The 24,671-nt window shown below is 53.9% G+C and carries 21 protein-coding genes; 9 read left to right on the plus strand and 12 right to left on the minus strand.

Features of this window, described 5'->3' with window-relative positions; all coding sequences use genetic code 11:
- The first annotated feature begins 70 nt into the window (after positions 1–70).
- From trkA to hflX, 4 genes are all read left to right on the plus strand, one after another.
- The gene (gene trkA / locus ABXG94_RS03515) at positions 71–1,450 is read left to right on the plus strand and encodes a Trk system potassium transporter TrkA (RefSeq protein ID WP_353532332.1); all 1,380 of its coding nucleotides are present in this window, start codon (positions 71–73) and stop codon (positions 1,448–1,450) included.
- Positions 1,451–1,455: 5 nt separating this feature from the next.
- Positions 1,456–2,979, plus strand: a complete 1,524-nt coding sequence (locus ABXG94_RS03520; RefSeq protein ID WP_353532333.1) for a TrkH family potassium uptake protein — start codon at positions 1,456–1,458, stop codon at positions 2,977–2,979.
- A gap of 128 nt (positions 2,980–3,107) precedes the next feature.
- Complete coding sequence (gene hfq / locus ABXG94_RS03525; protein ID WP_008204623.1) at positions 3,108–3,347, plus strand: RNA chaperone Hfq; 240 nt, start codon at positions 3,108–3,110, stop codon at positions 3,345–3,347.
- On the plus strand, positions 3,347–4,618 hold the full coding sequence (hflX, locus tag ABXG94_RS03530; protein ID WP_353532335.1) for a GTPase HflX: 1,272 nt from the start codon (positions 3,347–3,349) through the stop codon (positions 4,616–4,618). The genes hfq and hflX overlap by 1 nt, the downstream gene beginning before the upstream one ends.
- A 65-nt stretch (positions 4,619–4,683) precedes the next feature.
- Here hflX and ABXG94_RS03535 read toward each other — a convergent pair whose 3' ends face one another.
- A complete protein-coding gene (locus tag ABXG94_RS03535; RefSeq protein ID WP_353532337.1) occupies positions 4,684–7,143 on the minus strand; it encodes a penicillin acylase family protein in 2,460 nt (819 codons plus the stop codon).
- 77 nt (positions 7,144–7,220) lie between these two features.
- Between ABXG94_RS03535 and ABXG94_RS03540 the strand changes: the two genes are divergently transcribed.
- On the plus strand, positions 7,221–8,093 hold the full coding sequence (locus ABXG94_RS03540) for an NAD(P)-dependent oxidoreductase (protein ID WP_353532338.1): 873 nt from the start codon (positions 7,221–7,223) through the stop codon (positions 8,091–8,093).
- Positions 8,094–8,153: 60 nt separating this feature from the next.
- Here the strand turns inward: ABXG94_RS03540 and ABXG94_RS03545 are convergent, their stop codons facing one another.
- Together ABXG94_RS03545 and hemB are read right to left on the minus strand one after the other, a co-directional pair.
- Positions 8,154–8,714 carry a lipid-binding SYLF domain-containing protein gene (locus tag ABXG94_RS03545; protein WP_353532339.1) on the minus strand — a complete coding sequence of 187 codons (561 nt, stop codon included), beginning with the start codon at positions 8,712–8,714 and terminating at the stop codon, positions 8,154–8,156.
- Positions 8,715–8,821: 107 nt separating this feature from the next.
- Positions 8,822–9,823 carry a porphobilinogen synthase gene (gene hemB / locus ABXG94_RS03550; protein WP_353532341.1) on the minus strand — a complete coding sequence of 334 codons (1,002 nt, stop codon included), beginning with the start codon at positions 9,821–9,823 and terminating at the stop codon, positions 8,822–8,824.
- A gap of 112 nt (positions 9,824–9,935) precedes the next feature.
- On the opposite strand from hemB, the gene ABXG94_RS03555 reads away from it, so the two are divergent.
- Positions 9,936–10,460 carry a component of SufBCD complex gene (locus ABXG94_RS03555; protein WP_353532342.1) on the plus strand — a complete coding sequence of 175 codons (525 nt, stop codon included), beginning with the start codon at positions 9,936–9,938 and terminating at the stop codon, positions 10,458–10,460.
- Positions 10,461–10,472: 12 nt separating this feature from the next.
- Positions 10,473–13,904: a transcription-repair coupling factor gene (gene mfd, locus ABXG94_RS03560; RefSeq protein ID WP_353532343.1), complete on the plus strand. Its 3,432-nt coding sequence runs from the start codon at positions 10,473–10,475 to the stop codon at positions 13,902–13,904.
- On the opposite strand, the gene ABXG94_RS03565 is transcribed toward mfd, so the two are convergent.
- From ABXG94_RS03565 to ABXG94_RS03580, 4 genes are all read right to left on the minus strand, one after another.
- Positions 13,901–15,094 (minus strand): multidrug effflux MFS transporter, encoded by a 1,194-nt coding sequence (locus ABXG94_RS03565; RefSeq protein ID WP_353532344.1) that lies wholly within the window; start codon positions 15,092–15,094, stop codon positions 13,901–13,903. The genes mfd and ABXG94_RS03565 overlap by 4 nt on opposite strands.
- A gap of 99 nt (positions 15,095–15,193) precedes the next feature.
- A complete protein-coding gene (locus ABXG94_RS03570) occupies positions 15,194–15,517 on the minus strand; it encodes a potassium channel family protein (RefSeq protein ID WP_353532345.1) in 324 nt (107 codons plus the stop codon).
- Positions 15,514–16,164: a DsbA family oxidoreductase gene (locus ABXG94_RS03575; protein ID WP_353532346.1), complete on the minus strand. Its 651-nt coding sequence runs from the start codon at positions 16,162–16,164 to the stop codon at positions 15,514–15,516. The genes ABXG94_RS03570 and ABXG94_RS03575 overlap by 4 nt, the downstream gene beginning before the upstream one ends.
- Positions 16,139–17,689, minus strand: coding sequence for a class I adenylate-forming enzyme family protein (locus ABXG94_RS03580; RefSeq protein ID WP_353532347.1), 1,551 nt, complete (start codon positions 17,687–17,689; stop codon positions 16,139–16,141). The genes ABXG94_RS03575 and ABXG94_RS03580 overlap by 26 nt, the downstream gene beginning before the upstream one ends.
- 123 nt (positions 17,690–17,812) lie before the next feature.
- On the opposite strand from ABXG94_RS03580, the gene ABXG94_RS03585 reads away from it, so the two are divergent.
- Positions 17,813–18,436: a helix-turn-helix domain-containing protein gene (locus ABXG94_RS03585; RefSeq protein WP_353532348.1), complete on the plus strand. Its 624-nt coding sequence runs from the start codon at positions 17,813–17,815 to the stop codon at positions 18,434–18,436.
- Here ABXG94_RS03585 and ABXG94_RS03590 read toward each other — a convergent pair.
- Positions 18,433–19,077 (minus strand): DUF1638 domain-containing protein, encoded by a 645-nt coding sequence (locus ABXG94_RS03590; RefSeq protein ID WP_353532350.1) that lies wholly within the window; start codon positions 19,075–19,077, stop codon positions 18,433–18,435. The genes ABXG94_RS03585 and ABXG94_RS03590 overlap by 4 nt on opposite strands.
- A gap of 74 nt (positions 19,078–19,151) precedes the next feature.
- Positions 19,152–19,850 carry a cobalamin B12-binding domain-containing protein gene (locus ABXG94_RS03595; RefSeq protein ID WP_353532352.1) on the minus strand — a complete coding sequence of 233 codons (699 nt, stop codon included), beginning with the start codon at positions 19,848–19,850 and terminating at the stop codon, positions 19,152–19,154.
- Positions 19,851–20,053: 203 nt separating this feature from the next.
- Here ABXG94_RS03595 and ABXG94_RS03600 point away from each other — a divergent pair, with 203 nt between their 5' ends.
- The gene (locus tag ABXG94_RS03600; RefSeq protein ID WP_353532354.1) at positions 20,054–21,142 is read left to right on the plus strand and encodes a PA0069 family radical SAM protein; all 1,089 of its coding nucleotides are present in this window, start codon (positions 20,054–20,056) and stop codon (positions 21,140–21,142) included.
- 9 nt (positions 21,143–21,151) lie between these two features.
- Here ABXG94_RS03600 and bmt read toward each other — a convergent pair whose 3' ends face one another.
- The 3 genes from bmt to ABXG94_RS03615 all read right to left on the minus strand — a co-directional run bounded on the left by bmt (position 21,152) and on the right by ABXG94_RS03615 (position 24,596).
- Positions 21,152–22,165, minus strand: a complete 1,014-nt coding sequence (bmt, locus tag ABXG94_RS03605) for a betaine--homocysteine S-methyltransferase (RefSeq protein WP_353532355.1) — start codon at positions 22,163–22,165, stop codon at positions 21,152–21,154.
- A gap of 86 nt (positions 22,166–22,251) precedes the next feature.
- Complete coding sequence (locus tag ABXG94_RS03610) at positions 22,252–24,093, minus strand: phosphatidylglycerol lysyltransferase domain-containing protein (RefSeq protein ID WP_353532356.1); 1,842 nt, start codon at positions 24,091–24,093, stop codon at positions 22,252–22,254.
- 188 nt (positions 24,094–24,281) lie between these two features.
- Positions 24,282–24,596, minus strand: coding sequence for a DUF1476 domain-containing protein (locus ABXG94_RS03615; protein ID WP_353532357.1), 315 nt, complete (start codon positions 24,594–24,596; stop codon positions 24,282–24,284).
- Between the last annotated feature and the right edge of the window lie 75 nt (positions 24,597–24,671).

The raw sequence follows: 24,671 nt of genomic DNA on the forward strand, positions 1-24,671 counted from the left end.
CCTGCGCGAAGTATTTGACCGTCGCGACCAAGTCTGACACACCGAGGGACGGGATATTGCGGAGGCACCTATGAAGGTCATCATTTGCGGAGCTGGTCAGGTTGGCTGGCAGATCGCGCGCCATTTGGCGAACGAACGCAATGACGTCACGGTCGTTGACAGCAACGCTGATCTTGTGCGGCGTGCCACGGATACATTGGATGTTCAGGGGGTGGCTGGATTTGCCAGCTATCCAGACGTTCTGGATCGGGCAGGCGCGCGCGATGCGGATATGATCATTGCCGCCACGCATTCTGACGAAGTGAATATGGTGACCTGTCAGGTCGCGCATTCGGTTTTTAATGTGCCGCGCAAAATCGCACGCCTGCGGGCGCAATCTTATCTTAACGCGATCTATTCTGATTTGTACCGGCGCGATCACATGCCGATTGAGGTGGTGATCAGCCCCGAGCGCGAAGTGGCGGCCGCGGCGTTGAAACGTCTTTCGGCCCCCTCGGCCTTTGACACAGAGTTTTTTATCGACGGCAAAGTGCAGATGCTGGGCATCGCTCTGGATGATGAATGCCCAGTGGTGAACACGCCTTTGCGGCAACTGTCTGATTTGTTTACGACTTTGGAGGCGGTGGTTGTCGGAGTCCGCAGGGATGGTACGCTTTTTGCACCGGACGCGGGTGACCAGTTGTTTGTGAACGACGAAATCTATGTCATGACCAAGGTCGAAGACGCCAAGCGCACACTAGAGATCTTTGGCAAAACTTCGACCAAACAAGAGCGCGTCATTTTGATTGGCGGTGGCAATGTTGGGCGTATGGTTGCCGAAGAACTAGAGAAGCTGCCGGGCCGCGCCATACGTGCCAAGATGATTGAAAAAGACCGCGCGGTGGCAGAAGCCGCCGCCGAGGCGCTTGAACGCACTATTGTGTTGCATGGTGATGGTTTGGACGCAGCGTTGTTACGCGAAGCTGGCATCGAACGCGCCGACGCAGTTCTGGCGGTCACAGATGACGATAAAACCAATATTCTCAGTGCTGTACGGGCCAAGTCCCAGGGATGTCCAATGGCGATTGCACTGATCAATGACCCGACGTTAGTGCCCTTAATGGTGCCTTTGGGCATTGACGCGCATATCAATCCGCGCGGCACAACGGTGTCGTCGATCCTGCGCCATATTCGTCATGGGCGGGTGCGCGATGTGTATTCGCTCGGCGATGCAGAGGCAGAAATCATCGAAGCTGAGGTGTTGTCGACCTCGCCAATTGCTGGCCAGCAGGTGCGCGATATTGATTTTCCCGAAGGCGTGTTGATTGGCGGACTTTTGCAAGGGGACACCGTGGTGAAACCCACTGGTTCAACCCGCGTTAACGAAGGTGATATCATCGCTTTGTTTGCGCTGGCAAAAGACATTGGCGAAGTGGAACGCCTGCTGCAAGTTTCGATCGATTATTTCTAGCAGCCATGGTCATTCGCATTCAAAACATGCCGTTGTTTCTGCAATTTGCGGGGGTGGCTGGCATTGCTATGTTTGTGCCAGCCATTTACGCGCTGACATTGCAAGATTACCTCGAGGCGCGTTCGTTTCTCTATGGCGGCTTGTTGATGCTGTTTGCGGTTTGCTTGGTGGCCATCGCGCTGGCGAATAACAAAAAGGACAAAGAGGAAAGGCTGCAAAACTATCTGTTGTCTTTGCTGATGGCCTATATTTTCCTGCCGGTTGCCTTGGCATTTCCGTTTCACGAAGTTTTGCGCACCACAAGTTATCTGAACGCCTATCTTGATATGGTCAGCTGCCTGACGACCACAGGTTTGATATTATTTGAAGACCCTGACCGCTTGTCCCCGGCGCTGCATCTATGGCGCGCCATGGTTGGCTGGCTAGGCGGGTTGATGATGTGGATCGCGGCTGTTGCTGTATTTTCGCCGCTCAGCCTGGGTGGCTTTGAAGTGTCTGCCCGCAGCGATTTTGGAACGTTCAATGACCATGGCAGCCGGCTGGGGCGATTGGACGCCGGGCGGCGTTGGCGGCGCACGCTGGCACATCTTGCCCCGATTTATGCCGGTTTGACGGCCGTATTATGGGTGCTGTTGATGATCCTTGGCGAAGATCCCTTGGTGGGCATGAGCCACGCGATGTCGGTTCTGGCGACCAGCGGCATTTCGGCTGTGGGCGGCATCGAGAACGCTCAGGCCGGGATTGGCGGCGAAATATTGATTTTCCTGTTTCTGTTTTTCGCCTTATCGCGCGAGACATTTTCGACCGATCTTGGGGCGACGCGCCGCGAAAGCCTGTTGAAAGATCCTGAGTTTCGATTTGGAATTTTGGTTGTCATTACAGTGCCTATGCTGCTGTTTATGCGCCATTGGATCGGCTCTATTGATGTCAACGAAGAAGAAAATATCACCGCTGCCCTGCACGCTGCCTGGGGGGCCATCTTTACGGTGATGTCGTTTTTGTCGACCACTGGATTTGAAAGCATGGACTGGCAGACCGCCCAAAACTGGTCTGGACTCGGCACACCGGGGTTGATCATGCTGGGATTGGCGATGATTGGCGGCGGGGTGGCGACAACAGCGGGGGGCGTCAAACTGTTGCGGGTCTATGCCTTGTACTTGCAGGGTCTGCGCGAGATGGAGCGACTTGTGCATCCAAATTCGGTCAGCGGATCTGGCGGACGCAAGCGCCGTATCCGCCGTCAGGGCGCGTTGATCGCCTGGGTGTTTTTCATGCTGTTTGCTTTATCCATGACCGCGGTCACATTGGCAATCGCCGCCGCAGGAACCGGCATCGAACAAGCGCTGATCCTAGCGATCTCCGCCCTGTCAACAACTGGACCCTTGGTGCAAGCCGCCTCTGAGGTCCCCATTGAAATTTTGGCACTGGGCCCTTGGGTGAAATTGGTTTTATGTGTGGCGATGATTTTGGGGCGGCTTGAAACTCTGGCAATTATTGCGCTTTTGTCGCCCAATCTATGGCGCAAATAGCGAAAATTCGCTTTCTGAATACGGCTTTTGGACTGTTTTAGGGCTGGCATAATGTGGCCCGGCGTACCATACTCTGATCCAGACAAACTGCACCCGTGGCAAAAAACAAGAAAAAAGGTGAACAAGCTATGGCTTCGGATCGACAGAACCTTCAGGATGCATTCCTGAACCATGTACGCAAGACCAAGGTTCCGGTCACAATCTTCCTTATTAATGGCGTGAAATTGCAGGGTGTTATCACCTGGTTTGACAATTTCTGTGTGCTGTTGCGTCGCGATGGACAAAGCCAATTGGTTTATAAACACGCGATTTCAACCATAATGCCAGCGCAACCTATCAGCCTTTACGAGGGTGAAGACGCCTCTTGATGGAACATGAAGAGCATGTCACCCGCGCGTGGGTGCTGCGACCAGAGCTAAAAAATCCAAACGCCAGACGTGAGGCCTCTTTCGCATTGGAAGAGGCCATTTCCTTGGCGCATGCCTTGCCCAATATGGACGTTATTGGGTCTGACATCGTGAAACTGCAAAAGCTGTTGCCGGGCATGTTGTTTGGCAAGGGTAAAATCGCCGAGCTTAAAGCCAAGTTTCAAGCCGAAGAGATCGAGCTTGTGCTGATTGACGGCTCGGTCACACCGGTTCAGCAGCGCAATCTTGAAAAAGAATGGGGCGTGAAACTGCTTGATCGCACGGCGCTGATCCTAGAGATTTTTTCTGATCGCGCCCGCACCCGCGAAGGTGTTTTGCAAGTCGAAATGGCGGCGCTGTCTTACCAGCGCACCCGGCTTGTTCGGGCCTGGACCCACCTGGAACGCCAGCGCGGCGGTTTGGGCTTTGTTGGCGGCCCTGGCGAAACCCAGATCGAAGCAGACAGACGGGCCATTGATGACCATTTGGTGCGCCTGCGCCGTCAGCTTGAAAAAGTTGTTAAAACCCGCGAGTTGCACCGCGATGCACGCGCCAAAGTGCCGTTTCCGATTGTGGCGCTTGTGGGTTATACCAATGCAGGTAAATCGACACTATTCAACCGGGTGACCGGGGCGGATGTCTTGGCAAAAGACATGTTGTTTGCCACGCTTGATCCAACCATGCGGCGGCTTGAACTGGAAGAAGGCCCCGAGGTCATTCTTTCAGACACAGTGGGTTTCATATCTGACTTGCCGACAGAATTGGTGGCGGCTTTCCGGGCAACGCTCGAAGAAGTGCTAGCGGCTGATATCATCTTGCATGTGCGCGACATCTCGCATGATGAGTCAGATATTCAAGCCGAAGATGTCACTGAAATCCTCACCTCGCTTGGGGTGTCTGAGGACACGCCACAGCTTGAAGTGTGGAACAAAGTTGATCTATTGCCAGAGGATATGGCGGAAGCGATGCAGGCCAAAGCCGCCCGCGAAGACGATATCTTTGCGATCTCGGCGATCACCGGCGCAGGTATCGATGAATTGCTGGCAGAAGTTACAACGCGGCTGCAGGGCGATCTGATGGTGGACACGCTTGATTTGCCGTTTGCTGCGGGCAAAGAGCGTGCCTGGTTGTTTTCGGAAAATATCATCGAGCGCGAAGAGCAGACCGAAACCGGCTTTTTGATCACGGTGAAATGGACCCCGCGCCAGGCGGCGCAATTCAAAGCCCTCTGACTTCACCTCTCTAAAAATACTCTCTTAATAAATCGGGTGAACCTCTGGCTTCACCCGATTTTCTTTTACGGTAACAATCGGGTCACACCCACGGCTGCGGCGCGCGCCAACTCTTCATCCAGCGACATCGGCACATATTCTCCGCGCCGCCAAAGCTGGGCCAAATCATCATAATAACGGCTGAGAAAATGGCCGGATTGCCCGGTTGAAATGATAAACACCGAGCTGTCGGGGTCAGCAAAATCATAAACACCCCGATAGCCCGCCGCATGCACGTTTTGAAATGGGTTAGGACCTTGACCAGAGGTGCGCCCGCGTTGCAGGGTGTTGTCGCCGCCGCTGGTGGATTGGCGGATGTTCACAAAATGCTTTAGCAAGGGGACTTTGCCAAGCACTTGATGGTCGTGCATGGCTTGGTGGGCTTGACCCCATCGCAGGGATTCAAGTTGGGTGCCATACCGTTCGCTGATCCAGATCAGCGCATCATCCAACGCCAGGCGCGCCATATCGGTGCAGCTTTCTTTTGGCGCGCTTTGGATCACGTCACACCAAACAGCAGCATTGTCCACATCGCGGAAAACCCGTTCGATGAACAGTGGCTCGACATGGGCGAACTCCGGTTCAAGCGGTCCCAGTTCGTCTTTGATCAGCCGCGTTTGCAAGGCGCGCATCCAGGCCGAATAAATCAGCGGTTCCGGCAGATGTTCGTTCATCTCGCCATTCCACTCGGCCAACAGGCCCAGCGCCCGCTGACGCTGACGTTCTTGGGTGCCCTCTGGCGTGGTTTCACCGGTGAACCACAGATCAGCCGCCACCAAGGGCAAAAGGCTGCGGGCAGAGAAGCTGACTGTATCTAGCTGCGCTTCGATAAAGCTGTCGCGCGTGTGGACCTGACGGCCTTGCATCAACCTTTGCCAGCGCTGGATCCTTTGGCTGTCTCCCCAGGTAAAAGACACGTGCAGCGGGAAGGGGCGATCGACAATTTTGTTGTTGGTATTGCCAAGGATGCCGCCAACTGGCGCAACAAATTGCGGATTGCTGGAATAGGGCAATTTGCCTTGCCAGCGGTTTTCCGGCCGCCATCCAAGGCTTGGCATGCGTCCTTGGCTTTGGTGCCGCGCGGTGCGGCGAGGAATGGCCCCAACGGTTTTAAGCGCGATATTCTGCGCATCAATCAGCGTTAAGTTCTGGGCCGGAGACACGTAGGATTCAGCCTTGGCAATCGCGTCTTGCACGTCGCGGGCGTACATCAAGTCAATCGCCGCGTTCATCGAAGTATCTGAGGGGCTAAGAGCGGTCCAGCTGATCGCCGCCACGTGACCTTTTGGGGTCACAGTTTTCAAATCATATTGGCTGCCGGGTAAGATCGGCCCATTGTCTGACCAGCGCAGTGTCAGCGTGATGGGCGGCGCATCTTTGATTTGCACAATAGAGCTGCGGGTTCTGAATTTCTTAAATCCATCCTGGGTGCGGTACTCGTTTGGGTTTGCCGGGTTCAGCTCTTCGATCAGCACATCCTGATCGTCCACATAGGCAGAGGTGACGCCCCAGCCGAGATTTTCATTTCGGCCCGTCAAAATCGCGGGAATGCCAGGAATTGTTCCGCCAATCACCCCTCCCGATGACAGGTTCAGGCGCGCAAGATACCAGATGGCTGGCGCCGATAGACCAAGATGCGGGTCATTGGCCAGCAATGTGCCGCCAGACGCTGAACGGTTAGGGGCTGCGGCCCAAGCATTAGACGCCCCAGCCAAACCTCGGGGCCGGAATGGCGACAAAGAGTGTGGGGTCAGCTGCGCGGTTTGTTCAAACCGTTTGTTGCCCGGCACCAAAGCAGCATATTCGGGCAGTGTGGCAATGCCTGCACCCGGTGAATCGGGCAAAATGTCAGACAGGCGCGTGCTATCCGGGACCACCAACGACAGACGCGCGCGCAGCACTTCTTCGCTAAGATGCCCTGACAATTGCAACGCCATAACACGCTGGATTGCCAAAGAGTCGGCCACACGCCACGGTGCGACCGGGGCAGAAAACACAAACATTTCTGGCGCACCACGTCCTAGCGCGCTGCGGTTCACCTCGTTGATCCGCGCATTCACCCCATTGGCATAGGCGCTCATCATGCTTTGGGTGCGCGGTGATAACGACTCAACCGAGCTGACAGAGAGTGCATAAATATCCAAACGTCGGATCAAACGGTCTACATCTACGGTGGCTGTGCCAAAAACTTCGGACAGACGGCCTTGGGCTGTGCGACGCAATGTAACCATTTGCCAAAGCCGGTCTTGGGCGTGGGCGTAGCCGAGGCCAAAGAACACGTCTTGGTCTTTTTCGCCAAAAATATGCGGCACATTGGCGTTATTTCGCACGATTTCGACCGGTGCGCTGACAAAACCGGTTTGCAAGGTCTTGTCGTATTCGGGCAGAGATCTGGATGCAAAATAGTAGATCAGCGCAGCCACAAACGCGCCAAGAACCAGAAGGCCGCTTGTCAATCGCAGCAGCCATTTGAAAATTATCGCCATCAGAGACCTTTTAAAACTTGCACAGGGGTGACGTGTCCGGGCAGACATTACTGTGAAAGTGAACGAGGGAAAAGCACATGGCGAAAATAGCATTCTTGGGCCTTGGGGTCATGGGATTTCCGATGGCTGGGCACCTTCAAGCGGCGGGCCACGAGGTGACGGTTTACAACCGAACCACTGCCAAGGCCGAGGCCTGGGCACAGCAGCATAAGGGCGCATTTGCAGCCACACCAGCAGCGGCCGTCAAAGGCGCGGAATTTGTAATGAGCTGTGTGGGCAATGATGATGATCTGCGTCAGGTTTGTGTGGCAGAGGGGGGGGCCTTTGCCGCTATGCACCCCGGCGCAATATTTGTCGATCACACCACTGTCTCTGCCAAGGTCACACGCGAATTATATAACTTGGCGCAAACCAAAGAGATCGGATTTATCGACGCGCCAATATCTGGTGGCCAAGCCGGGGCTGAAAACGGCGTTTTGTCAGTGATGTGCGGTGGCGATCAGGCTCAGTATGATCTGGCCGAACCGGTGATGCAGACCTATGCAAAGATTTGCCGTCGCATTGGTGACAGCGGCGCGGGACAGATGACCAAAATGTGCAATCAGATTGCCATTGCCGGTGTGGTTCAGGGCCTTTCAGAAGCCTTGCATTTTGCCGAAAAAGCCGGGCTGGATGGCCGGGCGGTGGTCGAAGTGATCAGCCAGGGGGCCGCAGGCAGCTGGCAGATGGAAAACCGCTATGAGACCATGTTGGATGACCATTTTGAACATGGGTTCGCCGTGGACTGGATGCGCAAGGACTTGGGCATTTGTCTGGATACTGCCAATGAAACCGGCGCAAGCCTGCCTTTGACGGCTTTGGTGGATCAGTTTTACAAAGACGTGCAGAAAATTGGTGGATCACGCTGGGATACTTCCAGCCTGATCAAACGTTTGCGGGCTTTGGACTAGTCAAACAAACAAAAACGCCGCCCAAAAGGGGCGGCGTTTTCAACAATATATTGCCAATTGTTATGGAATGATCCGCGAATACTTGGTGCCTTCCAGCGTGGCCCCAACCCGCAGGCCCGCGCGGCCAAAGACCACCGCAATCACCGGTGCGGTCAAGGTCGTGGTCTCGGTGGCCAGAGAGTCGCCCTGATCAGAGAATACATATTCAAGATCAGCGCCCGCAGCCCAACCGCTGGAGCGGCGGAAATTCATCAAGGCGTCCTGCGTCATAAAGAACAAAACATGCGCATATTGCTGCGCGCCAATTTGCAGCCCGAAATTCGCTTTGGCTGTCGAATAATAATCAACGGTGATGTCATTCACCAACAATGCGCCGCGGCCATATGCGCCACCAAAGCCCAAGCCGGCCTCTGTGACCAAAGGCATCACCAGCATGCCAGCGGCTTTGCCCGCCAAATCAGCTGTGTTCGGATAGTTGTCATACATATGCGTCAGTGTCGCGCTGACCCGTGCATCGATTGTGTCAGCTCCATTGCTGCCAACCCCATTGCCGCAAGCTGCGGTAACGGATACGCCAGCCAAGGCCGTAAGGGCAAATGTGCGTCTGTTTAGGTTTTTCATAAGAGTCGCCTGTGTTTGTTGTACCAGCTCTGCCGATTTTCCGGCTTTTTTTGGCAATATATCGCGCATCAAGCAGAATGTCATCTCTTGCCTGACATCTCGGCGGGTTAACGCCCGCTCAGCAGGCGTGCGGCCTGTGGGGCAAAATAAGTCAAAATGCCATCACACCCTGCGCGTTTAAACGCCAACAAGCTTTCCATCATGGCTTTCTCGCCATCGATCCAACCGTTCTGGGCGGCAGCCCGGATCATCGCGTATTCGCCGGACACCTGATAAGCAAAAGTAGGCACACCAAATTGGTCTTTCACGCGACGACAGATATCCAGATACGGCATGCCGGGTTTGACCATCACCATATCGGCACCTTCTTGCAAATCACGCTGTACCAGACGCAGAGCTTCATCGCCATTGGCCGGGTTCATCTGATAGCTTTTCTTGTCGCCCTTCAAAGCACCCGAAGCGCCAACCGCATCGCGAAACGGGCCATAAAAGGCACTGGCGTATTTGGCCGAGTAGGACATGATTGTAACATTGGTAAATGCTGCCGCTTCGAGCGCAGCGCGGATGGCCCCAATGCGCCCATCCATCATGTCAGAAGGCCCCAAAATATCGCTGCCAGCCTCGGCCTGGCTGAGGGCCTGTTTGACCAGCGCTTCAACCGTGCGGTCATTGACGATTTCGCCGTTTTCGACAAATCCGTCGTGGCCATTGATGTTATAAGGGTCAAGCGCAATATCCGTCATCACCGCCATGTCAGGCACAGCAGCTTTGATGGCGCGTGCGGCACGGTTTGACAGGTTGTCAGGATTCCATGCCTCGGCACAATCTTCGGTTTTCAAAGATGGATCGGTATAGGGAAACAGACAAATGACACCGATGCCCAAATCATAGGCTTGTTTGGCGGCCTCGGCGATTTTATCGACGGATAGGCGCGACACGCCGGGCATCGAGGTTACGGGTTCTTCGATGCCTTCGCCATCGCGTACAAACACCGGCCAGATCAGGTCTGACGCAGTTAATGTGTTCTCTGCAACCAGATCACGCAAGGCTGCAGAATGACGGGTTCTGCGCAGGCGCGCTTTGGGAAAAGGGGCGACGGTCGGTTTCATAATAGCCTCTGTTTTGCCTGCTATTGAGTTGCCATGGATATTGTCCCGCCACAAGGGTAGGAATTGCTGCGCTGTCGCGCTATGTGGGAGCAAATTTAAAAGGAATACCCCCGTGGATTGGTATACAACCATTCTTGCCCTGATCGATATGCGCAGCTTTTCCAACCTTTGGTTTTGGATCATGCTCGCGGTGATCTGGTCGTCCGCCAGCCACTGGATTCTGGGGGTGCCTTATGACCTTGTGCTGCGCGCGCGTCGCAAAGGTGGCCAGCACGAGGTGGATCTGGAAGATCTGGTGCGCATCAATGTTGGACGGCTGATGTATATCGGGCGCGAATCTGGCCTTTGGATGATGTCGTTTGGCTGCTTTTGTTTTACCGCGTTGGCGGTGCTCGGCTTTTACTACCGGATAGAATTTGCACAGGCGGTTTTCCTTGTGTTGTTCCCAATCGCGATTGTGGGGCTTTTGACGCTTGCCGCGGCGCGCGGCATTCAGGCGGATGACGTGCACGGCACCGAGCTTTATAAGCGTTTGGCGCGCCACAGAATCTATGTGCAACTTATTGGTATGGCTGCAATTTTTGTCACGTCCATCTGGGGCATGTATCAAAATTTTCAAATTTCGCCGCTGAATTAAAGGGCCTGCTTGATGGATGCAAATCATGTCACCGTTGGGGGCGCGCCTGAAGGATATGACGCGCGATTGATTCTGGATGAGGTCAAGGCCACGGGCCGGCCCGTTTTGCACATTGCGCGCGACGACAAACGTCTTGCTGCCTTGCAATCTGCGTTGGCGTTTTTTCAACCTGACATGCCCGTCATCACTTTTCCTGGCTGGGATTGTTTGCCGTTTGATCGGGTGTCGCCCAATGCGGATATGTCTGCGGCGCGTATGGCCACTTTGGCCGGGCTGGTGCATGGCATGCCGGGGCAATTTGTTTTGCTCACCACGCTGAATGCGGCGACCCAGCGATTGCCGGCACGCACGGTGCTGAAAGACGCGGCATTTCGGGCGCAGGTTGGCTATCAAATTGATGAAAAGGCGCTGCGCGAATTTTTGGTGCGCATGGGCTTTACCCAAGCGCCAACCGTGATGGAGCCGGGCGACTATGCCATTCGTGGCGGAATCATCGATATTTTTCCACCGGGTGATGGTGGGCCCGTGCGGCTGGATCTGTTTGGCGATGTCTTGGATGGGGCGCGCCGGTTTGATCCAATCAGCCAACGCACCACCGAAAAGCTTGACTTGATAGAGCTTGCACCGGTTTCTGAAGTAATCTTGGACGACGCCGCAATTCGACGGTTCCGGCAGAATTATCGCATAGAATTCGGGGCGGCTGGTACGGATGACCCGCTGTACGAAGCCGTATCAGCTGGGCGTAAACATCAGGGTGTTGAGCACTGGATGCCCTTTTTCCACGACACGTTGGAAACGCTGTTTGACTATGTGCCAGAGGCCAGCATCAGTCTGGATGATCAATCCGATGCGATGCGGCTGGCCCGATGGGACTCTGTGCAGGACCAGTATGAAACCCGCAAACATGCGCTGTCACAGAAAAAGCGGTTGGATACGGTCTATAAGCCTGTGCCGCCGCATTTGCTTTATATGGATGACGACGCTTGGGAGGCCGCTGTTGCCAAGCGTCGGGTCTTGAAATTTAAGCCGTTGCCGCAGGCCTCTGGCCCCGGATCTATCGACAAAATGGGTCGCATTGGCCGCAATTTCGCGCCCGAGCGGCAGCAGGAAAATGTTAGCCTTTTCGGGGCGTTGGCAGATCATCTTAAGAAAAAGATGCAAGATGGTCCTGTGGTTGTGGCCTCGTATTCCGAAGGGGCACGGGAACGCCTTAGTGGCTTGATCGAAGATGAGGGTTTGTCAGAAACCGTGCATGTTTCTGACGCGGCGCGCATCGGGAAATCTGGCTTGTTTCTAGCCGTCTGGGCCTTGGAAAACGGCTTTGAATCTCCGGGTTTGACCGTGATCTCCGAGCAAGATGTGCTTGGTGACCGACTGATCCGCGCTCCGCGCAAAAAGCGCAAAGCCGAAAATTTCTTGACGGAAACACAATCGCTTTCTCCCGGTGATTTGATTGTGCATGTGGATCACGGCATCGGCCGGTATCATGGCCTCGAAGTGATCACTGCTGCCGGGGCTGCGCATGAATGCATCAGCCTAGAATATGCCGAACGGTCGCGGCTTTATCTGCCAGTTGAAAATATCGAACTCTTGTCGCGCTATGGCCATGACGAGGGGCTGCTGGATAAACTGGGCGGCGGGGCATGGCAGGCCAAAAAGGCAAAACTCAAAGAACGCATCCGCGAAATGGCGGACAAATTGATCCGTGTGGCTGCAGAGCGGGCCTTGCGCCGCGCCCCCGTTATGGAAGCGCCACATCATGCCTGGGAGGCCTTTTCAGCGCGTTTCCCGTATCAGGAAACCGATGATCAATTGCGGGCCATCGAAGATGTCATGGGCGATCTGACAGCGGGGCTGCCGATGGATCGTCTGGTCTGCGGGGATGTTGGCTTTGGCAAAACCGAAGTGGCGATGCGGGCGGCTTTTGTTGCAGCGATGAGCGGCCAACAGGTTGCGGTCATTGCCCCCACAACGCTTTTGGCGCGCCAGCATTACAAAAGCTTTTCTGAACGGTTTCGTGGTTTCCCACTAGAAGTGCGCAGCCTGTCGCGTTTTGTCGGCGCAAAAGAGGCCGAGAAAACTCGCGATGGCATGTCGCGCGGCACGGTTGATATCGTGATTGGTACTCATGCGCTTTTGGCGAAATACACTCGTTTCAAAGACCTTGGCCTGCTGGTTGTCGACGAAGAACAACATTTTGGTGTTGGCCATAAGGAACGCCTGAAACAAATGCGCTCTGATGTGCACGTGCTGACCCTGACCGCGACACCCATTCCGCGCACGCTGCAGCTTAGCCTGTCGGGGGTGCGTGATTTGTCTATCATTGGCACGCCGCCGGTGGATCGTTTGGCGATCCGCACCTACGTCAGCGAATTTGACGCCATCACCGTACGCGAAGCCTTGTTGCGCGAACACTATCGCGGCGGGCAAAGCTTTTATGTTGTGCCGCGTATTTCTGATTTGCCAGAGATCGAAGAGTTTCTGAAAGAACAATTGCCAGAGCTGAAATATGTCGTGGCGCATGGTCAGATGGCTGCAGGTGAATTGGACGACCGCATGAATGCCTTTTATGACGGCAAATACGATGTGCTATTGGCCACCACCATCGTGGAAAGCGGGCTGGATATTCCCACCGCCAACACAATGGTTGTGCATCGCGCGGATATGTTTGGCCTGTCCCAGCTGTATCAAATTCGTGGACGGGTGGGGCGCTCCAAGACCCGCGCCTATGCGTATTTGACCACGCAACCACGGAAAAAACTGACCCCGGCGGCTGAAAAACGGTTGCGCGTGCTTGGGTCGCTGGACACGCTTGGTGCAGGGTTTACCCTGGCGTCTCAAGACCTTGATATCCGCGGGGCCGGTAATCTGCTGGGCGAAGAGCAATCAGGCCAGATGCGTGATGTTGGCTATGAGCTTTATCAATCGATGCTGGAAGAAGCGATTTCCAAGATCAAGGCGGGCTCCATGGAGGGGCTGACCGATCATGATGACCAATGGGCTCCACAGATTAATCTGGGTGTGCCGGTGTTGATCCCCGAAGACTATGTGCCGGATCTAGACGTGCGTCTGGGCCTATATCGCCGTCTGTCGGGTCTGACCACCAAAGTCGAACTCGAAGGCTTTGCTGCAGAGTTGATTGACCGTTTTGGCAAGCTGCCACGTGAAGTGAACACACTGATGCTGGTCGTGCGCATCAAAGCGATGTGCAAGAAAGCTGGCATTGCGAAAATGGATGGGGGGCCAAAGGGGGCCACCATTCAGTTCCACAATGATAAATTCAAATCGCCGCAGGGCCTGGTTGAATTCATGACCGAGCAAAAGGGCATGGCCAAGATCAAAGACAATAAGATTGTGGTGCGTCGCGACTGGAAAGGCGATGCCGACAAAATCAAAGGCGGCTTTGCAATTGCCCGTGAATTGGCTTTGAAAGCGCGGGTTTAAACCTCGCGCGGGCCAAGCTTAAGCATCAGCAAATAGGCGGCAATCTGGCAGATCACCACGCCCAAAAGCAGCGATTTGGGTGTGCCGTCAAAACTTAGGCTGATCGGGATCGCAAGACAGGCCGACAGAATGGTTGACGCCGCACCGCTGATAGAAGCAGCCATACCAGCAATATGGCCCAAAGGCTCCATCGCCAGCGCATTCAGATTTCCAAATACAAAGCCGATGGCCAGCAACAATGACGTGGCCCAGGCGAAAAACACCCAAACCGTCATGCCGCCCAGAAAGAACACAATCAATGCAAGGATCGATAGGATCATTTGGGTGATGATTGCGATTTTCACCAATCTGCGCATGCCAAACTTGGGCAAAACCCGCGCGTTTACATAGCTTGCCGGCATCGACAATAGGGCACTGGCGGCAAAAAACAGCGCGAACTCGTCCCCGATACCAAAGTTTTGCGCATAGATAGGCTGGATCGTTGAAATGGTAGAAAACAGGGCTGTGTAAACCATGGTTTGCACCGCAACCGAAAACCGAAAAATTCGATTGGCAAAGGTTTCAAAAACCGCATCCGTCAATCCGCGAACCGACATGGGTTTGCGGTTCGCTGGCGGCAATGTTTCGGCCCGGCGAAACGCCAGCCACGCGCCAATGATCACAGCAAATAAAGCAAAGGCAAAGAAAATGCCGCGCCAGTCAAAAATCGCCATAATGCCCAAACCAATCAATGGCGCGATGGCCGGAACCAGAACAAATATCATCATCGCAAAGGACATGATGGCGGCCATACGTTCGCCTTTGTAGAGATCCCGCACCATGGCAACACCGGCAATGCGGGGCCCCGATACAGCCAAGCCCTGCACAAAGCGCCCCAAAAGCATGCCCTCTAAAGTGGTAGACATCCCACAAATCAACGCGCCTATCAGATAAAAACCAAAGCCGCCAAGAATAACCGGTTTACGCCCAATTGCATCCGATAGTGGCCCAGTAAAGAAGGTGCCAACACCCATGCCAATCAGGAACACGCCTACAACCAACGTTGCGCGATCCGGTGCCGCAGGGCTAAGCTCTTGGCCCATGGCGGTCAAAGCGGGCAACATGGCATCAATCGACAAAGCGATTGTGGCAAACAGCATCGCGACAAGCGCAATCAGTTCCAATTCCGCCGCGCGGCTTGTTGGTTGCATCAAATTGGTCCTTGAGTGGAATGAGCACCTGTCGTGGAAATCAAAGTCAGGTTCATATCGAGACTTGTAAAATAATCTCTAGCAAGAAAGTTGCAAGTGTTACTTCTTGGTGGATTCGACTTTCTCTTTGGCCTTCAATCGGCGCAAAATGCGCAGACGGCGTTCCACGGCGACCTGACTAAATTGCTGAATGACAGCCGCAAAAATCCCAATGCCAAGAAAGATAAAAACCGTGGTTCCAATTTTCCCCAAAGCCGTCGCAGGCACCAAAGACCCATAGCCAACGGTCGACAGCGTGATGACAGAAAAGAAATAGCTGTCCAACCAGCTCCAGCCTTCGACAAAGTGAAAAAACACCGTGCCGGCCGCAATGATCTGCGCAATCAGTGCAATCAGTGAAACGATGCGGGTGCGCTGGTTCATTCGGTTTGCTGGGCGCGCAGCTCTGCAATGACTTTACGCCACAAATCAGGCTGTTGTGCGCCGGGCACTGCGTGTTGCCCGCCCACGATAAACGTCGGAACAGAATTGACACCCATTTCGCGGATGGTGGCATCGCGTTTTTGAGTGTCTTCAATGTCAGCATCGCTTTGCAGCAGACGCATCACAACCGATGCATCCATGCCCACGCTGTCGGCCACGTCAGACAAAACCTCGTGGTCGCCAATATCGCGGTTTTCAACAAAATAGGCTTGAAACAAAGCATCAACCACAGCGTTTTGCTTGTCTTCCAGTCGCGCCCAATGAATCAACCGGTGCGCATCAATGGTATTTGGAGTGCGTTTGATGGCCCCAACGTCCATTTTGATACCAGCGTCCTCGGCATGCTGCGCTATCTGGGAATAGACCTTAACGGCATTTTCCTTTCCACCGAATTTACGCTCGAGATAGTCAGCCCGGTCCATGCCGCCCGCGGGCATGTCAGGGTTCAGTTGAAATGGATGCCACTCGATCAGAAACGGCTGATCAGGCTCTTCTGCCAAAGCACGATCAAGCAAGGTTTTGCCAATATAGCACCATGGGCAGATAGGGTCTGACATAATGTCAAGTTTGATGGGCTGCATCGTCATTTGAGGCCTCATAGATTTCGCGCAATTTTTGTCGGGAAAGTTTGCCATTGGGATTGGTGGGCAAGGCTTTCAGACGTTGGTATATTCTGGGCTGCTTGTAGCGTGCTAATGTGGTCTTGGCAAAGGCTTCCAACGTGGCGCTGCTCAACTCTTTGTGGGCGGTGTAAAATGCCGCGATCACCTTGGTATCTGCTTTGACTTCTACGTCAATCACGCCGATTTGCGCCAAACCGGGACAGGGCTGCAGAGCTTGTTCTACCTCGATCGGCGATACCCGAAATCCGCCTGCGTTCATCATGTCGTCGGCCCGGCCAAGGTAGGTCACGTTAAAGCTGTCATCCATACAGCCTAAATCCCCGGTCAAAAACCAGCCCGCGTGAAACCGCGCCGCCGTTTCCTTTGGCGCGTTGTAATAGCCCAGCATCAAGCCCGGGTCATCGCAATGCACAGCGATTTGCCCAGACGATCCGAGAGGCACAGGGCCAGTGTCAGAGACAATCGCAATATGGCGACCCTTTTGTGGCCGCCCAAAACTCTGGGCGGGCGCAGGACTGGCGGGTGACCCGGAAATGAAAGTCGAGCATTCGGACAAGCCAAAGGCTTCGTGGATGTCGGTGCCTGTGCGATCATTCCAGCTCTGTCGCAAGGCAACCGACAGCTTTTCACCTGCCGAAATACCATGGCGTAGATGTGGCAAATGAAGCGGCAAGTCCTGTGCAATGATTTTTCGGTAAACCCCCGGTACAGCTGCAAATATCGTCGCCTGATGCTGGTGCAGCAGTTCGGGAATAGCCTCGATATTTGTGCCGGGTTCCAAGATAAGACTGGTCGCCCCAAGCGTCCAAGGATCAAGCAGCCCAGCCCCCAAAGTATAGGTCCAGTTGAATGCACCCGCATGTAAAACGCGGTCGCTGTCTTTTAGGTCATACCAGCCCTGATGCATCAGGCGACGCGCCCAAATTGCGCGGTGCGCATGCATGACTGCACGCGGTTGACCCGAGGTGCCCGAGGTATAGACAATATAGGCAAGGCGCTCTGGGTCGCCCAAATGAAATTCTGCCGCTGGCAATTCAAAAAAGCTCTGAAGTTTGTCCAGATCAATGGTCATGGCACCGGTTTGATCTGCGCCCAAGTTTGGTGTCAATTCAGGCGTATGGATGATGGCAGACGGCGTCATCTCGGCGATGATATTGTTTACTTCTGAAACTGTCAGCATGGACGAAGTTGGAATAGGAACAATGCCCGCCGCAATACATCCCAAATATGTGATCGGGAAATCCACAGTGTTTCCAAGCCGCATCAGAACGCGGTCGTTTGGCTGTATTCCCATTGCCTGCAATCCCGTGGCAACCCCCAAAACAGCGCGTTTTAACGCGGCATAGCTCAAGTTTTGGGCCTGGGATATTGCGATGACGGATAGGGCCGTTTTTTCTGGCTGGTTGTCAGCCAAAGCAAGCACATGTGCCGCCATATTAAACGATTTGGGGCAGGGATCTGCGCTGCCCATGTCAAAGATTGATTGCATTCCTGTTTGCTAGGCGCTGACGCGTCATCGCGCAAGCTCAAACCCGTTAGATCGGGGGCCGGACAGGGGCAAGTGCTGTGCCTGACTTGATGTTTTTCATCCTGCACCCTAAAACCCGAGATTATGACACAAAAAGATCCTAAATCGTTGATCCAGGTTGCGCGCGAAAATGGCACGGTGGATGATGCAGAACCCCTAGATTTGGGGGTGCGCGTACGTGAGTTGCGCAAGGCAAGAAATTGGACATTGGAACAGGCCGCCACTCAGGCGGGCTTGGCGCGTTCAACGCTGTCCAAGATCGAAAACGGCCAGATGTCACCAACCTATGACGCGCTCAAAAAGCTGGCCGAGGGTCTTGAGATTTCGGTGCCGCAACTGTTTACACCGCCCGAACGCGATCAGATTAATGGTCGTTTGGTCATCACCAAACAAGGCCAAGGCGCGCATCGCCCAACTACCACCTATGAACACGAATTATTGTCAGAAAACCTGACCAAAAAGAACATGTTACCCTATCGTGCGCGCGTGCGGGCGCGCAGCATGGATGAATTTGACGGCTGGGTGCGCCATGATGGCGAAGAATTCCTGTATGTGCTGACGGGTGTTATCAAGCTGTATACCGAATTCTATGAGCCGCTTGAAATGCGTCGCGGGGACAGCGCCTATTATGACGGTGCCATGGGTCATAATGTGGTTTCAGTCAGCGACGAAGACGCCAATATTCTATGGGTGACATCGCTTGTCTAAGTGCTCGGCGCAGCAACTTCTGACAGGCTGGTTTCCAAATCTCCATAGCCAGTAAACCGATGCTCATAAGTCAGGCCAAGCCGTTGGGCGCAATCCTGGGCTTTGGCGCGCAGTTCCGGGTTATCTGTCTGCGCTTGATAGACCAGTTTTTCGTAATTGCCAAAGTACATGTCACGCAGTTCAGGGTGTCTGTCTAAGCCCATGGGTTTCCAGACAAATGCATCAAATTGGCGCACCAAAAAATCGGTGAGGTAAAACGCTGTAAACTCACTTTCGCTTATCTCTTCAAACCTTTGATTTCCTTCGAAGAAACTATAACAATGTGGGCCCTTGACTATGCGAACACCCAGTTCATCACAGGTTTTCTGCAACAATCCTCCAGTGCCGCAATCAGCATAGACTACAAATATCTGATCATACGCGCTTTTATGCTTGGTAACCGCATCCTGAACCGCTGCTGGAATCTTTTGCGGATGGATGTGCAAAATTGCGGGCAGGCAGGTCAGATCCATATGCTGCCAATTGTTCATTTTCTTCAGCGCCAGAATTTCACGCGCCAAAGCACCGCAGGCAATCAATAAAATGCGCGCCTCTGACGGGGCCAGATCCAATCCATGTTCGGTCAGGTTTTTGTCATCCATTTTGGCACCGCTGTTGCTTTAACAAAAAGGCCCGCCAAGGGCGGGCCAATGGTAACACGCGTTTAACCGCTATTTCACGCGCTGACTGAATTGTGTTTGCGCGCCATCATTTCTTTGGCCGTTTCAACTGCTACGGCGGCGTCCCGGCAATAAGCGTCTGCGCCAATTGCTGTGCTGAATTCTTCGTTCAACGGTGCACCACCAACCAAGACGATGTAATCGTCGCGTTTGCCTTTTTCGATCAAGGTATCGATGACAACTTTCATATAAGGCATTGTTGTTGTCAGCAGCGCTGACATGCCCAAAATATCGGCATCTTCAGCCTCGAGTGCTTCAAGATAGGCATCAACGGCGTTGTTGATGCCGATATCGACAACTTCAAAGCCCGCGCCTTCCATCATCATACCCACAAGGTTTTTACCAATATCGTGGATATCACCTTTGACAGTGCCAATGACAATCTTGCCAACACGTGGCGCACCAGTTTCAGCCAAAAGCGGTTTCAGGATGGCCATGCCGCCCTTCATTGCGCCTGCAGCCAATAAAACTTCTGGCACGAACAAAATGCCGTCTCGGAAATCGACGCCAACAATGGTCATCCCGCCAACTAGCGCTTCGGTCAAAACACGATAGGGACTCCAGCCGCGATCCAGCAGGATTTGAACACCTTCTTCGATTTCCTCTTTGAGGCCATCGTAAAGGTCGTCAAACATCTGTTCGACGAGTTCTTCATCGTTCAGTTCGGACAGGTTGATTTCTTCTTCGTCTGACATGTCAATTCCCTTGCGGATGGCGTTAAGGCCGAGCGCCCGCGTCCAGTTTTCGTCGTTTTGCCATCTGTCGACTGTCAAATTTGCGACATCGACGCAATCGCTACCGACTTATATTGTTAATTTTTCTGAATTTCTCTCGAAAAAGATTCATTCAGATTATGTGCTTCATTGCAATTGTTCTTGTTTTGTTCTTATATTTAGCAATGGAACAAAACGACTCGTTAGAAATTTCCAAGGAACGGCGCAAAGCGCGCGGGGCTGTCAGTAATCCAACGGGCCGTTTTGAAACGACGCAAAGAATCGAAACCAGTGATGACTGGGCGATCGAGGAAGAGCGGGCGCTGTTTAAAACAGCGGTGTCTCTAGAGACGGCAAAATCGATGATTGTGCGTAATACCTCGCCGGATTTGCCGTTTGATCGCTCGATCAATCCCTATCGCGGATGCGAACATGGCTGCATATATTGCTTTGCGCGGCCAACGCATGCCTATCTGGGGTTTTCGCCGGGGCTGGATTTTGAAACCCGCCTGATCGCGCGCCCAAATGCAGCCAGCATTCTAGACGCAGAGCTGCGTAAACGTGGATATGCTGTGGCTCCTTTGGCGATTGGCACCAACACCGATCCATATCAACCTATTGAAAAACAGCATAAGATCATGCGCCAATGTCTGGCTGTTTTGCAAAAATTCCGCCACCCCGTCGCCATTGTCACCAAAGGCACATTGATCGAACGCGATTTGGACATCTTGTCAGAAATGGCCTGTGAAGGATTGGTTCAGGTGGGGGTTTCAATCACCTCGCTGGATGTGCGCACATCGCGTTTGATGGAACCGCGCGCGCCCGTGCCAGCGCGGCGTCTGGCGCTGGTTGAACGGCTGGCAAAGGCAGGCGTGCCTGTGCGCGTCATGGTGGCCCCTGTGGTGCCCTGTGTGACCGACCATGAAATTGAACGCATATTTGGGGCTGCGGCAAATGCCGGGGCACGGGCGGCAACATGGATCATGCTGCGCTTGCCTTTGGAAGTGTCGGCTTTGTTCCAAGAATGGCTTGCGGCGCATTTCCCAGATCGCAAAGCGCGGGTCATGTCACATGTGCGTGCGATGCACGGGGGCAAAGATTATGCTGCGGACTGGGGCAAACGGATGCGCGGTGAAGGGCCATATGCGCAGATGATAGCGCATCGTGCGGCGCTGGCGATGCGCAAAAACGGCCTGTCCAAGACCTTACCTAATTTGCGCACCGATCTATTTGCAGTGCCCTTTGCAGAGGGCAACCAACTGAGCTTGTTTTAGACCTGAGTGTTAGCCGCGACGACGGCTGCGACGTTTGGGTTTGGCATCCGCGCCTTCTTCGGTACCATCACTTGCCGAGGAAAATGCCCCCAAAGCGTCGGTGATGCGGTCCAGGGTTGGGCGATCGCCTCGTGGACGGGTTTCCAGCGCCTCGCGCATCGCAACAAGGTGCTCTGGCATGGTCCCACAGCAGCCGCCAATGATTGTCGCACCGGAATCACGTGCCATAACCGCATAATCCGCCATCAATTCTGGCGTACCATCATAATGAATATGTCCATCGACATATTTTGGAATGCCCGCATTGCCCTTGGAAATGATCGGGCGCTCGGTGCCCTGAGCAGAAAAGCCCAATACGGTGCGCAACAGATCAGATGCGCCAGTGCCGCAGTTTGCCCCAAAACCAAGGGGCGGATTTGGCAAGTCTTCAACCAATTTGACCAGATCCGCAGAGGTCACCCCCATCATGGTGCGGCCAGCAGTGTCAAAGCTCATGGTACCGCACCAGTCCATGCCAGCCAGAGCAAAGCCTTCGGCGGCAGCTTTGAACTCTTCGGGGGCCGAAATGGTTTCGAGCCAGCAAACATCAGCCCCGCCTTCTTTCAGGCCTTCGGCTTGTTCGTGAAACATCTCCACGGCATCTGCATGTGATAGCGTGCCAACCGGCAACATGATGTCACCTGTTGGGCCAACAGAACCGGCAACAATCACCGTGCGACCCGCTTTATCGGCAACTTCGCGGCCCAATTCCGCAGCAATGCGCGACAGCTCACGCGCCCGATGCCCAGCGTTGTGCAATTTCAGCCGCGAAGCATTGCCGCCAAAGGAGTTGGTTAGGAAAATGTCGCTGCCAGAATCCACCGCAAATTGGTACAATTTCTTAATGCGATCCGGGTGTTCCTCGTTCCACATTTCGGGTGCATCCCCAGAGGTCAGCCCCATATTGAACAGATTTGTGCCGGTGGCCCCATCCGCCAACAACCAATCCTGGGTTTCAAGCAAACGGGAAAGCGCATTTGTCATAACAGACTCCTTTTAGCACACATCGGCAAGACAGCTCCCTGTGCCATGCAATCGGCAAAAGAACAAATGCAATTTCCTCATTTTGATTATGAATTTCGGTTTTCCAGCATCGCAAATTGCGGCGCGCTCAATGGTTCAGCCCGACGCACCGAACGGATAAGGTCAAGCGCTGCCAAAGTAATCTGGGCCGGGCTAGGGGCCGCCATATAAAGCGGTTGCCACTGCGGATTAAAGCAAGCTTTGAACTGCCTTAAACCAGCTCCACCGGCTTTGGCAAAAAACACTTTGCGCGCCCAGGCTTCAAGTCGGGCATGTTCCTTTGGGCCGGCGGGCGCGGCCGCAAGCGACAGGCATGGCACCGTTTCAGTGGCGGCGGCTTCGATGGCGGATTGAACCAGGCGGTGCATGGTGCCATCAGGTGCGTCAGGTAAGACGCGCATCAAGTCCAAGCACCATTCATGCGCGGTAACATGAAAGGTCACAAATCCAACCAACATATTGTTAACATAGGCCAATAGCACCTTTTGATGCGCCACATAGCTTTCTTCAAACTGGCCCATAGAAAGGCCACGTGCACCGCCATGGGTGGCCTCCCAGGCGGCGGATACCTGTGCCATATCATCAAACGGCAATGCATCTTGGGCGATCGAAATTGTTACGCCGGCTTTTTCTGCGGTGCGCAATTTGCGCCGCAATTGACGGTATTTAGATCCGTCAAGCTTATGCGTCATTGGGCGAACCATGGCTTCGTCGGCCACATGTAATACAGTCCATCCAGCTTTTCGGGCGCGCAACGCGTGGCGGGCCGTGATTTTATATTTGCAAACAATGCGGTTTTGATCCCGCGCTATGTCGCGCAACGGCTGTGCCAAATCTGCGGAATGGCCTTGGATCGGGTCAAATATCGTGGTCAAGGTCTGACCGGTGCGCACAACGCCACACACCCCGCCCGTGCAATGCAAAATCGCTCCGCCGTTTTGGCGCACAACGCCCAACTCGGCACGGGCGCTGCTGGATTTCAGGCTGTTGTCCAGATCACCAAGCGCTTGTGACAGCCAATCGGCATCGTTTGATTTTGTCATGGGCTTCAAAAGCGCAATGCCACCCAAAATCGCGGGCAGGGCATAATAAACCATGCGGAAAGCCAGGATGGCAGCCATCAGCTCTGCCTCTGGCGCAAGCGGTAACAAGGCCAGAACCGTCAGTTCAAATGGACCAACTCCGCCGGGCGTCCCAGAAAGCAATGCCGCGCCTAAAGCTATCAGATAAACCGGAAAAATCTGTGCGATTGTCAATTCAATGCCGGTTGGCAACAACACCCAAAAGGCCAAGGTGGCTGCAAAGGTATCTAAAAGACAAAGCGCCAAAAGCGCCCCCATGGCGGTCAGAGTTGGCAGCTCAATTTCGCGGCCCGCGCGTCGCAAGACCGGGTTGAAAAACGCCAGACCAAGCAGGCCAAACGCCACAGCCAGCACCGAACAGGGTACTGAAACATGCACGCCTCCTGTGGGCAGAACCAACACCGCCGTTGCTGTTATCACTGACCATGCGGCGAGGAAGGTCAGGGTCACAAAGGCAGTGATTTTCGCGGCAGAAACCAGACCTAATCCGGGCTGCATGCGCCAGCGAATAAAGGCCCCTACAATGGCACCAGCGCCAACTGTTTGACCAACCGAAATCGCCGTTGCACCCGTAACTGTGGCACGACGTTGGGGTAAACCTGTTTGAAAATGTCTATGGGCAACAACATCATAGCGGGCCACTGCCCAAAAACTCAGCGCAGTGGCAAAGATTGCCGCGATCCATTGCCAAGGTTCGACGCTTAAAACCGCCTGCCAAAGTTGACTAAAATTGATGTGATCTAGCTGGTTATATAGCGCCCAACAGCAGACAACGCCGATTGCAATTGGAATTGCATGGCGTAGCACTGTTCGGGCTTGACGAATTGCCTGCCCCAAAATGTTACCCTCAACCTCAATTTGTCCCACCGTAACCAGAATATGGCTCGAAAGGTTACCGATACGATAACATGGCTGGGTTAAAATAAATACAAAGTAAACAGAAAGGCTTAGCTATTCTGTTCACCTTGTGGTTGATTTTTGCAACAGGTGCTAAATCAAACTTCGTCTACAAGCTCGTTTTTGGCCGCTACAAGGGCCTCGGCGCGTTTCTCGCGGATGGTGTCTGACGGCACCTTGCCCTCAAGGTCAGCTGTGACTTTGCGAATGACATCTTCGCAGCCAGCTTCTTCAAAGTCCGATGCAATCACGGTTTTGGCGTAAGCTTCGGCTTCGTCGCCAGAAATGCCCATCAACTCAGCCGCCCAAAGGCCCAGCTTTTTGTTGGCGCGAGCTTCGGCTTTGAACTGCATTTCCTCATCATGGGCAAATTTAGCCTCAAAAGCTTTTTCGCGGTCGTTGAATGTGTTCATGGCAAAGATCCCTTTAGTTTGGGTACGTGATTATTAAGATATGCCTATGCAATGGCTTTGCTGCAAGGGGGTAGC

The organism is Cognatishimia sp. WU-CL00825 (assembly GCF_040364665.1).
In the GTDB taxonomy this organism is placed as follows: Bacteria; Pseudomonadota; Alphaproteobacteria; order Rhodobacterales; family Rhodobacteraceae; genus Cognatishimia.